Annotated in this window: 11 protein-coding genes; 5 read left to right on the forward strand and 6 right to left on the reverse strand. The window is 61.4% G+C overall.

Annotation, left to right across the window (positions count from 1 at the left end; all coding sequences use genetic code 11):
- Positions 1 to 73: 73 nt before the first annotated feature.
- On the reverse strand, positions 74 to 811 hold the full coding sequence (gene mtgA, locus ATY75_RS23435) for a monofunctional biosynthetic peptidoglycan transglycosylase (RefSeq protein ID WP_088939418.1): 738 nt from the start codon (positions 809 to 811) through the stop codon (positions 74 to 76).
- Between the two features lie 134 nt (positions 812 to 945).
- On the opposite strand from mtgA, the gene ATY75_RS23440 reads away from it, so the two are divergent.
- Positions 946 to 1860 (forward strand): polyprenyl synthetase family protein, encoded by a 915-nt coding sequence (locus ATY75_RS23440; RefSeq protein ID WP_088939419.1) that lies wholly within the window; start codon positions 946 to 948, stop codon positions 1858 to 1860.
- An 8-nt stretch (positions 1861 to 1868) separates the two neighbouring features.
- On the opposite strand, the gene hisC is transcribed toward ATY75_RS23440, so the two are convergent.
- The 4 genes from hisC to ATY75_RS23460 all read right to left on the reverse strand — a co-directional run bounded on the left by hisC (position 1869) and on the right by ATY75_RS23460 (position 6422).
- On the reverse strand, positions 1869 to 2930 hold the full coding sequence (hisC, locus tag ATY75_RS23445) for a histidinol-phosphate transaminase (protein WP_088939420.1): 1062 nt from the start codon (positions 2928 to 2930) through the stop codon (positions 1869 to 1871).
- Positions 2927 to 4177, reverse strand: a complete 1251-nt coding sequence (gene ispG, locus ATY75_RS23450; RefSeq protein WP_064841110.1) for a flavodoxin-dependent (E)-4-hydroxy-3-methylbut-2-enyl-diphosphate synthase — start codon at positions 4175 to 4177, stop codon at positions 2927 to 2929. The genes hisC and ispG overlap by 4 nt, the downstream gene beginning before the upstream one ends.
- A gap of 209 nt (positions 4178 to 4386) precedes the next feature.
- Positions 4387 to 5580: an MFS transporter gene (locus ATY75_RS23455; RefSeq protein ID WP_065092546.1), complete on the reverse strand. Its 1194-nt coding sequence runs from the start codon at positions 5578 to 5580 to the stop codon at positions 4387 to 4389.
- Positions 5581 to 5645: 65 nt separating this feature from the next.
- Entirely contained in the window at positions 5646 to 6422 is a 777-nt protein-coding gene (locus ATY75_RS23460; RefSeq protein WP_064841112.1) for a DeoR/GlpR family DNA-binding transcription regulator, read from the reverse strand.
- Positions 6423 to 6628: 206 nt separating this feature from the next.
- Between ATY75_RS23460 and ATY75_RS23465 the strand changes: the two genes are divergently transcribed.
- The 4 genes from ATY75_RS23465 to ATY75_RS23480 all read left to right on the forward strand — a co-directional run bounded on the left by ATY75_RS23465 (position 6629) and on the right by ATY75_RS23480 (position 10063).
- On the forward strand, positions 6629 to 7498 hold the full coding sequence (locus ATY75_RS23465) for a DMT family transporter (RefSeq protein ID WP_088939421.1): 870 nt from the start codon (positions 6629 to 6631) through the stop codon (positions 7496 to 7498).
- Between the two features lie 153 nt (positions 7499 to 7651).
- Complete coding sequence (locus ATY75_RS23470; protein ID WP_065092549.1) at positions 7652 to 8425, forward strand: amino acid ABC transporter substrate-binding protein; 774 nt, start codon at positions 7652 to 7654, stop codon at positions 8423 to 8425.
- 199 nt (positions 8426 to 8624) lie between these two features.
- Positions 8625 to 9305, forward strand: a complete 681-nt coding sequence (locus ATY75_RS23475) for an amino acid ABC transporter permease (RefSeq protein ID WP_064841116.1) — start codon at positions 8625 to 8627, stop codon at positions 9303 to 9305.
- Positions 9302 to 10063 (forward strand): amino acid ABC transporter ATP-binding protein, encoded by a 762-nt coding sequence (locus ATY75_RS23480; RefSeq protein WP_064841117.1) that lies wholly within the window; start codon positions 9302 to 9304, stop codon positions 10061 to 10063. The genes ATY75_RS23475 and ATY75_RS23480 overlap by 4 nt, the downstream gene beginning before the upstream one ends.
- 42 nt (positions 10064 to 10105) lie before the next feature.
- Here ATY75_RS23480 and ATY75_RS23485 read toward each other — a convergent pair whose 3' ends face one another.
- Positions 10106 to 10678 carry an NAD(P)H-dependent oxidoreductase gene (locus ATY75_RS23485; protein WP_088939422.1) on the reverse strand — a complete coding sequence of 191 codons (573 nt, stop codon included), beginning with the start codon at positions 10676 to 10678 and terminating at the stop codon, positions 10106 to 10108.
- Positions 10679 to 10922 lie beyond the last annotated feature (244 nt).

A 10922-nucleotide genomic window follows, 5' to 3' on the forward strand; every position in this document is an offset into this window, starting at 1 on the left:
TGACTGCGTCGCCCATACGGCAGAACCAAGAATGTCAGATGACGCTCGAGGCTACCAATGACAAGTTCTGATTTCAGTCATAGATGCATTTGATGTAATCGCCGGAACCCTGTGCGCGTCTCTCGATCACGCCGGCAAGCCGGCGAAGGCCGCGGCCGGGTTTGCCGGCGTTGCGGTCGATCGGGTTCGGCAGCGAGACCGCAAGCAGCGATGCCTGGCGCCGCGTCAGCTTCGAGGCCGGCACCTTGAAATGATGCTGGGCCGCTGCCTCGATGCCGTAGATGCCCGGACCCCATTCGGCGATATTGAGATAGATTTCCATCAGCCTCCGTTTCGACAGAACGAAATCGGTGGAGACGGCCAGCGGAAGCTCCATCGCCTTGCGCACGAAGGAGCGGCTGTTCCAGAGAAAGAGGTTCTTCGCCGTCTGCATCGGGATGGTGCTGCCGCCGCGGGTTGCCTGGCCTTTCAGCGTATCTTCGACCAGCATGCGCATTTCCGCCCAGTCGACGCCGCCGTGAAAGCAATACTGCCCGTCTTCGGACATCATCACCGACTGCACCAGAACCGGAGCAATTTCGTCAAGCGACACCCATCGCCTGTCATAACCACGCAGCAACACGAGATCGCGCAGCATCAGCGTCGAGACCGGGTGAATGAAAGGCAGCAGATAAAAAAAGATCAGCGCGTAGGGAAGGATGACTAGCGCCAGCACGGCAAGAACGATGCGTTTCAACACACGCCGGTCTCCGAACCATTGCCGACGGGCCGGCATGTCGGCGATGTCCTCTCTCTCCGGCGCTATATCCAATGTCCCCAGCCCGATTTCGCTCCTGTCGTTCTCATAACGCCTGTAGGCCGCTTATGCCAGAGCACGCGGCGAATCTTGCTGCGCCATCGACAATTCCGTTGCAAGCCCGGGGGCGCTCATGCCAAACAGCGCCCATGGACGCGAATAGGGACACTTTCGAGACGAGGCTGAAGAACAACGCCGGCGAGATCGAGGCGCTGCTCGAGGCATTGCTTTTGCCGAGCGCCCTCTCCGACGAAATCGCCAGGCCCGAGACGCTGCGCAGCGCCATGCATTATGCCGTGCTGAACGGCGGCAAGCGCCTGCGCCCGTTCCTGGTCGTCGAAAGTGCCGCCCTTCTCGGCGGCGATGCCGAGGCCGCACGCCGCGTCGGCGCCGCTCTCGAATGCGTCCACTGCTATTCGCTCGTGCATGACGATCTGCCGGCCATGGACGACGATGATCTGCGCCGCGGCAAGCCGACTGTCCACATCAAGTTCGATGAAGCCACCGCGATCCTCGCCGGCGATAGCCTGCTGACCTACGCCTTCGACATCATTGCAGCGCCGGAAACGGCGCTTGCCGATACGAACAAGGCAGCGCTGGTGCTGGCGCTTGCCCGCGCTGCCGGTCTCGGCGGCATGGCCGGCGGCCAGGCGCTCGATCTCGCGGCGGAAAAGCAGGCTCCAGACGAGGCGGGTATCATCCGCCTGCAGGCGATGAAAACCGGAGCGCTGATCCGCTTCGCCTGCGAAGCCGGCGCCCTCATCGCGGCAAGCCCGCCGGAAGACCGCCGCCGTCTGCGCGCCTTCGGCGAAAAAATCGGCCTTGCCTTTCAGCTCGCCGACGACATTCTCGACCTGACCTCCGATGCCGCCACCATGGGCAAGGCGACCGGCAAGGATGCCGCCCGCGGCAAGGGAACGCTCGTGGCGCTGCACGGCATGGAATGGGCCGAGACCGAGCTCCGCCGGCATGTCCACGATGCCGAGGCATTGCTTGCCCCCTACGGCGCCCGCGCCTCGACCCTGATTGCCGCGGCGCATTTCATCGCCGACCGGAAGAGCTGAACCATAACTCAGGCCGCCAGTATTTCCTTGAGAGCGGAAACCAGACGGGCGCATTCCACGTCGGTGCCGATGCTGATGCGCAGGAAATCCGAAATACGCGGCTTGGCGAAATGCCGGACGAGAACGCGACGCTCCCGCAGAGCCGCTTGAAGCCCAGCGCCCGACCGGCTTTCATGCCGTGCGAAAACGAAATTCGCCTGAGACGGCAGCACCTCGAAATCCAGCGCTTCGAGTTCCCTGATGAGACCGTCCCGGCTGGCGATGAGTTTCTTGCGGCATGTCTCGAACCATGCCTCGTCCTTGATCGCCGCCGTCGCCGCGACCTGCGCCAGGCGATCGAGCGGATAGGAATTGAAGCTGTCCTTGACGCGCACCAGCGCCTCGATCAGTTCCCGCTGCCCCAGCGCGAAGCCGACGCGCAGGCCGGCAAAGGAGCGGGATTTCGACAGGGTCTGAACGACGAGCAGGTTGGGATATTTGGAAATAAGCGGGATGGCGCTGTCACCGCCGAAATCGACATAGGCCTCGTCGATCACCACGACCGCATCCGGATGGGCGGCGACAAGCGCCTCTATGTCGGCAAGCGGCAGGCCGATGCCGGTCGGCGCATTCGGATTGGGAATGATGATCGCACCGCACGGCCTGTCGTAATCCGCCAGCCGGATCTGGAACTGATCATCGACGGGAATCTCGATCGCGTCGATGTCGTATAGCAGGCTATATGTCGGATAGAAGCTATAGCTCACATCGGGATAGAGAAGCGGCAAGTCGTGTTTCAGCAGCGCCTGAAACGCATGGGCGAGGACCTCATCCGAGCCGTTGCCGACGAAGATTTCATCCACCGTCAACCCGTGACGGGCCGCAATCGTCTCGCGCAATTCCGTCGCGGCCGGATCGGGATAAAGCCGCAGACGATCGTCCGCTGCCTGGCCGATCGCCTCGAGCGCCGCGGGAGACGGTCCATAAGGATTCTCGTTGGTGTTGAGCTTGATCAGATCGGCGATACGGGGTTGCTCCCCCGCCACGTAGGGCTGAAGCCTGTTGACGATGGGCGACCAGTACCGGCTCATTCCGCCGCCGTCCGCTGGCCGAAACGCTTCTCGATATAGTCAACCACAAGCGCCTCGAAGTCGGCAGCGATATTCGGACCGCGCAGCGTCAGCGCCTTCCGGCCATCGATGAAGACGGGGGCCGCCGGCGTCTCGCCGGTGCCGGGAAGCGAAATGCCGATATCGGCATGTTTGCTTTCGCCGGGCCCGTTGACGATGCAGCCCATGACGGCGACGTTCAACGCCTCGACGCCGGGATATTTCTCGCGCCAGATCGGCATGTTCTTGCGGATGTCGTTCTGGATGTTCTGGGCCAGTTCCTGGAACACCGTCGACGTCGTGCGTCCGCAGCCGGGACAGGCGGCGACGACGGGGATGAACTGGCGGAAACCCATGACCTGCAGGATTTCCTGCGCCACCTGGACTTCGCGTGTGCGGTCGCCGTTCGGCTCCGGCGTCAGCGACACGCGGATCGTGTCGCCGATGCCGTGCTGCAGCACGAAGCCCATTGCGGCCGAGGAGGCGACGATACCCTTGGTGCCCATGCCGGCTTCGGTCAGGCCGAGATGCAGGGCGTGATTGGAACGCTCGGCGAGCATGGAATTGACGGCGATCAGGTCCTGGACCTGGCTGACCTTGGCCGACAGGATGATGCGGTTACGGGGCAAGCCGATCTCTTCGGCCAGCGCTGCCGAAAGCAGCGCCGATTGCACGATCGCCTCGCGGGTCACCTGCCGGGCCGAAAGCGGCGAACCGGCTGCCGCATTCTCGTCCATCAGTGCCGTCAGGAGATCCTGATCGAGCGAGCCCCAGTTGACGCCGATGCGCACCGGCTTGTCGTAGCGGATCGCCATCTCGATGATCTCGGCGAACTGCTTGTCCTTCTTGTCCTTGAAGCCGACATTGCCGGGATTGATGCGGTATTTCGCCAGCGCTGCGGCACAATCGGGGTGATCGGCAAGCAGTTTGTGGCCGATATAGTGGAAATCGCCGATCAATGGCACGTCCATGCCGAGCCGCAGCAGCCGCTCGCGGATCTTCGGCACGGCGGCCGCGCTCTCGTCACGATCGACAGTGATGCGCACCAGCTCGGAGCCCGCCCGGTGGAGAGCGGCGACCTGAGCGACGGTCGAATCGATATCGGCCGTATCGGTGTTCGTCATCGATTGCACGACGACCGGCGCCCCGCCGCCGACGATGACACCGCCGACATCGACGGCGACGGAAGCGCGGCGCGGTTTCGGATCAAAATCGGCGGCTGACAACATGAAAAGCTCTTGCATCCCTTGAAATGGTGCCTTTCAGGTGGATCAAGCCCGGCTGCTTGTCAACCGCCTCGCATATCACTTTTGTTTGGAGGCGGCTCGCAGCATGATGGCGAAAAGTGAGAGCGGTTTTCTCATGACATCACGCTCTGACTTTTGATTGGAGAACAGGATTCAGATTTTAGGCCGTCCCGACCTAAAATCATCCGGTTCTAGTGGCCGCCGCCGGAAGTGCCATCGGCATAATGGGCCAGCTTGGAGAACAGCAGAACGAACAGCAGCAGCACCGGCAGCGCCATGAAGACGACTGCAAAGCCGATATGTTCGGCAACGAAGCCGATCACGGACGGCGCGACAAGCATGCCCGAATAACCCATGGTCGTTACCACCGAGATACCGATGCCCGGCTTGAGTCCCGGAATATTGCCGGCAGCCGAGAAGGCGATCGGCACCATATTGGAAATGCCGATGCCGCAGAGCGCAAAGCCCAGGATGGCGATTTCGGCATCTGGCGCAAGACTCGCGAGCAGCATGCCGGCGATGGCAAACAGCGTGCAGATGCGCAGCGTCTTGACGCCGCCGAGACGGTCGCGCACCAGGTCGCCGGCAAAACGCATGATCGCCATGGTCGCCGAAAAGGCCGCGAAACCAAGACCGGAAAGCGCGACCGACGCATCCATTTCCTGACGGAGATAGAGCGCGCCCCAATCCAGAACCGCACCTTCCGGCACCATCGAGAACAGAGCCATCAATCCGAGCAGCCAGGGCAGCGGCACCATCGGCAGCTTCGTCTTTTCCTTCCTGGCATCGGGATGCGGCGGATCGGCAAGGACCATCGGCCAGGCGACGGCCACGAAGATCGCCGCGAGCACCGTCGCCAACTGCGCATGGCCAAGAATGCCGAGCTTGGAAATCACGATGCCGCCGAGGCCTGAGCCGATCAGGCCGCCAAGGCTCCAGAACGCGTGGCAGGACGACATGATGGCGCGGCGCATCGATTTTTCGACGGACACCGCATTGGCGTTCATCGCCACGTCCATTGCGCCGATGAAGCCGCCGAACAGGAAGAGCGAGATTGCGCCGGTGATCACATTCGGCGCCAGCGTCAAGGCCAGCAGCAGCGGCAGCACGCAGACGGCCGTTACCCGAGCGACGACGCGCGAACCATGTCTGGCGATCTGCGCCCCGGCGATCGGCATCATGACCAGCGAGCCGACGCCGAAGACGAGGATCATCAGCCCAAGCTCGAACTTGGAGAGCGCCAGACGCTCGGCAAAATCCGGGATCTTCGGCGCCCAGCAACCGACGACGAAGCCGTTCATGAGAAAGAGCAGGGAAACCGCCGCCCTGCTTCTGGTAATGAAGCCGCTCCGAGCTGCCGGCGGCGCATTCACATGACTATCCATTTCTCGGTCTTTCCTCATTGCCGGGCTTGCACTCGCCCGGTTTCCCTAAACTCGATGGCAACTGCCTAGTTCGTTTTCTCGGCGACAACGGTTCTGCATCCGCGCGCGCGGTAATCTGCGAGAACAGCCGGATCGGCATCGTGCTCGACGACAAGACACTCGCAATGGGCAATCGGCAGAATGCTGTGCGGAGCAGCGGTGCCGAATTTCTCCGAGGTTGCCGCCACCAGCACTTTTCTGCTTCTCGACGCCGCATATCGCTTGAACTCGGCATCTTCGAAACCGAACACGGTGATGCCGGCTTCAAGATCGACGCCGCAGGCGCCGAGAATGCAGAGATCGGGCAAAAGCTGCTCCATATCCCGCAAGGCTTTGGCACCGAGCGAACCGCCCGTCTGCCGGTCCACCATTCCGCCGATCAGAATGACGTTGACGGCAGGCTTGTCGATCAGCGCCGCGGCGATCGCCGGCGCATTCGTTGCAGCCGTCAGCGCAAGTTCAGCCGGCAGTGCGTTGGCAATCGCCAGATTGGTGCTGCCGGCATCGAAGAATACTGTCGAACCCGCGGCAATCTGCGGTATCGCAGCGCGCGCCAGCGCCTGTTTCCGGTCGACGGCCAAACCGATCCGCTGCGTCAGGCTTCCATGCGCCGGCGAGATCGGCAACGCGCCGCCGTAAACTCGCTCACAGAGCCCTGCCGCCGCCATCTCGCGCAGATCGCGCCGCACCGTATCTTCGGAGACGCCGAATTCGACCGCAAGTTCCGTCGCCAGCACGCGGCCGTTCAGCCGCAGCCTCTCGGAAATCACACCCTGGCGCTCGCGCAACAAAAAATCCTGCATGTTCTTACCGGATCACCATTTTGAAGAACCGGAAACGTGCATAAACACTTATGATCAGGCGCGCAATACGCACAAACACACGTTTCCTGACGCTTTGAAACAAAGCTGTACTACCAGAGCGAAAGATCACCTATTGACCGGTCAATAGGCCGGGAATATCGATAGCCATTCCCCTTCCCACCGGCATTCCGCCATCTGGTGTTCCCTTGAAAAACTCGGTCAGTCTGGGCATTCTGCTCACGAGCGCCGCCTATATGGCGTTCACCTTCCATGACGCGATCATCAAGATCCTGACTTCAAGCATTCCGGTCTGGCAGATCCTGTTTTTCCGCAGTCTCACCATCCTCGTCGGCTGTCTCGCCTTTGGCCGCGGCCAGCTCATCCGTCAGACGATCACATCGCCGATCATCAAGCCGATGATCGCCCGCAGCGTCCTTCTTCTCTGTGCCTGGCTTTCCTATTATTCCGCCGCAAGCCGACTGCAACTCGCCGAGGTGACCACCCTCTATTACGCAGCACCCGTCGTCGGAACCATGCTTGCATGGTTCATCCTGAAGGAAGAAGTCACCCCTGCGCGCTGGCTTGCCGTCGGCGTTGGCTTCCTCGGCGTCCTCGTTGCCTGCAACCCGATGGGTCTCACCATCTCCTGGCCGGTCTATCTGGCCCTGCAGGCGGCTGTCCTCTGGGCTGGCGCCATGGTGCTGCTGCGCAAGACCTCGCTGCACGAGAAGACCATCGTGCAGCTTGTCGTTTCAAACGTCTTTTTCCTTGTCATGACCGGCGTTGCCGTTCTCTACATCTGGAAGACCCCCGATACGACACAGCTGGCGTTTCTCATTGCCACCGGCATCGTCGCCGGCTGCGCGCAGTTCGCTCTCTTCGAGGGCATGCGGCAGGCGCCGGTCTCCGTGCTTGCGCCATTCGAATATACATCCCTCATCTGGGCTTTCCTCTTGGGTTATCTGATATGGGCCGATATCCCCACGCCCAATGTCGTCTTCGGCGCCGCCATGATCCTCGCCGCCGGACTGATTATCATCGTCAGCGAAAGGCTGCGCCGCCGCATCACGGCGTGATGCCTGTTTCTTTCTAGATTGACGGTTCAACCGGCGGCTGGAGAAAAATATTTGCAGTTGCTGCTTTTATTCGCAGTTTTTTACGCTTCCGGCGCCCTAAATTTCTGCGAACTATCCCTCATCCGATCACAACCTCCCAAGGATGGATAAACAATGAACTGGTTGAAAACCGTCGCCACCGCCGCCCTCATTCAGGCCGCCGCCCTCCTACCTGCCCATGCCGGTGAAAACCTTGCCGCGATCAAATCGGCCGGCGTCTTCAAGATCGGCACCGAGGGCACCTATGCGCCCTTCACCTATCATGACGAAAGCGGCAAGCTCGTCGGCTTCGACGTCGAGATCGGCGAAGCGGTCGCCGCCAAGCTCGGCGTCAAGGCCGAATTCGTTGAAGGCAAGTGGGATGGCCTGATTGCCGGCCTCGACGCCAAGCGCTACGACACCGTCATCAACCAGGTCGGCATCACCGAAGCCCGCAAGCAGAAATATGATTTCTCCGAACCCTATATCGCCTCCAAGGCCGTGCTGATCGTTCGCGATGGCGACGACAGCATCAAGACCTTCGCCGACCTGAAGGGCAAGAAATCCGCCCAGTCGCTGACCAGCAATTTCGGCAAGATCGCAACCGAAGCGGGCGCCGAGCTCGTCGGCACCGACGGTTTCGACCAGTCGATCCAGCTGGTGCTGACCAAGCGCGCCGACGCCACGATCAACGACAGCCTCTCCTTCCTCGATTTCAAGAAGCACAAGCCGGACGCGCCGGTGAAGATCGCTGCCGAGCAGGAAAATGCCGACTATTCCGGCATCATCATCCGCAAGAACGAGCCGGAGCTTCTGGCCGAAATCAACAAGGCGCTCGCCGACATCAAGGCCGACGGCACTTACAAGAAGATCGCCGACAAGTATTTTGGCCAGGACGTTTCGAAGTAAGCTCCGCGAAAAGACCCCTCCCCACAAGGGGGAGGGACTAACCCGCAGCATCCGCCTGCAGAAAACATCGGCCTTTCTGCACGTGAAACGTTGAAGTGAAAAAGCGTCGGAAGCGACATCCGAGCCCCTCCCCCTTGTGGGGAGGGGTTGGGGAGGGGTACATCTCCGGCCCACCAAATCCACGAGAGGGAGCACCCCTTTGCCTCACTGGCTTCAACTGATGGCGGAATCGCTCCCCTCGCTCCTCTGGGCGGGCTTGATCTTCACCATTCCCCTCACGCTGCTGTCCTTCGTCTTCGGCCTGATCCTCGGCCTGATCACCGCGATTGCCCGGCTTTTCGGCCCGGGGCCTGTCGCGGCCATCGCCCGTTTTTATGTCTGGGTCATCCGCGGCACGCCGCTGCTCGTGCAGCTCTTCGTGATTTTCTACGGCCTGCCGAGCATCGGCATTCTGCTCGATGCCTTTCCCGCCGCCCTCATCGGCTTTACCCTGAATATCGGCGCCTACAGCTCCGAGATCATTCGCGCCGTCATCTCCTCGGTGCCCAAAGGCCAATGGGAGGCCGCCTATTCGATCGGCATGAGCTGGCGGCAGGCAATGAGCCGCACCATCCTGCCGCAGGCCGCCCGCGTCGCCGTGCCGCCGCTGTCGAACACCTTCATCTCGCTGGTCAAGGATACCTCGCTGGCTGCGGCCATCACCGTGCCGGAGCTTTTCCAGGCGGCGCAACGCATCGTTGCCACCACTTATGAGCCGCTGATCCTCTATATCGAGGCGGCGCTGCTCTATCTTGTCCTCAGCTCCGTCCTCTCGCAGCTGCAGGTGCGGCTGGAACGCCGCTTCGCACGGTATGGCGGCATGCTGGAGGCCAATGCATGATCGAGCTTTCCAACATCGAAAAGCGCTTCGGCGACGCCGTCATCCTGAAGGATATCAGCATCCGTATTCCCGAAGGCAGCGTCACCGCGCTGGTCGGCCCCTCAGGCGGCGGCAAGAGCACGCTGCTGCGCTGCATCAACCTGCTCGAAATCCCGACATCAGGCGCGATCCGCCTCGGCGAGGAAACGCTGTCCTTTGCGCCGGGCAAACGAACGAGCTGGCAGGCAATCCAGAAGATCCGCCGCCAGACCGGCATGGTCTTCCAGAACTTTCAGCTTTTCCCGCATCAGACCGCGATCGAGAATGTCATGGAGGGCCTGGTGACGGTGCTGAAATGGCCGAGGGAAAAGGCGCGCGAACGCGCCATGGAACTCCTGACCAAAGTCGGCATGACCCACAAGGCCGACGCCTGGCCGTCGACGCTTTCAGGAGGTCAGCAGCAGCGTGTGGCGATCGCGCGCGCCTTGGCGCCGTCGCCGCGCGTGCTTCTCTGCGACGAGCCGACCTCGGCGCTCGATCCGGAACTCTCGGCCGAAGTGGTCGACGTGCTGGGTCAGCTGGCCCGCGAAGGCACGACGATGGTGATGGCGACCCATGATCTCCGGCTCGCCTCGAAGATCGCCAATGACGTCGTCTTCCTGGAAGCCGGCAGCGTGGTCGAAACCGGCAGCGCCAGAGCGATCTTCACGGCGCCGGAACGCGAACGCACCAAGCGCTTCATCTCGACCATCAACGCCGCCCATACCTACGACATCTGAAGCGATGCCGGGCGTTTCGACCCGGCATCGAAGACGGTTCGATTAGTCGGCCGTAACGACGGCGCGCGCGACCTTCAGCGCATTGCCCCACCAGGTGATCTGGTCGAGCAGGTTCTTGGCGGCTTCGTTGAGATGCGGATAGTCGCCAAGGCTCTTGCCCTCCTTGAGAACGGCAAGGTATTCGCTGAATGCGATGTGGACGCCGGTCTTGACGGAAGCAGCGCTCATTTCCACGAAGATCAGCCGCAACTGCTCGACCGCGCGTGCGCCGCCGACGCCGCCGTAACCGACGAAACCGACCGGCTTCTGGATGAATTCGCCGAGATCGATCGCGTTTTTCAGAACCGCCGTCGGGGCATGGTTGTACTCGGCGACGGTGAAGATGAAGCCGTCGAATTCGCGCAGCTTCTTTTTCCAGCGTTCGGCGGATTCGCTTTCCGCCGTGGTGGCGCGCTCTTCGCCGAAGAAATGCATGGGATAGTCGAGAAGATCAAGAACCTCGACGTCGAGATCGGAACGCTCGCCGACCAGTTCGGCGATCCACTTGGCCGGATGCTGGGCGAAACGGCCTATACGCGTGCTGCCGACAATGACGGCAATCTTCAGCTTGCTCATGGGGATCTTTCCTGTTGAATGACGGGTTTGCTGGAACGCTACGGCCGATAGGACGCGCTACGAACGCTCCTCGCTTTGAATGGCGTATAATCCTTTGGGGTTATGCGCCCGCCATTTCTAGAGTCTGTCAGGGTTATTCTGAACCATACCCTGCATGTCTGAGGTAGTTGGAGCACTCCTGGGGACTGAACGCCTTCAAGAGTTCTCCAATGCGTCTCCATGTAGTTTCAACGGTTCGTTCGTC

Source organism: Rhizobium sp. N122 (assembly GCF_002211295.1).
In the GTDB taxonomy this organism is placed as follows: Bacteria; Pseudomonadota; Alphaproteobacteria; order Rhizobiales; family Rhizobiaceae; genus Rhizobium.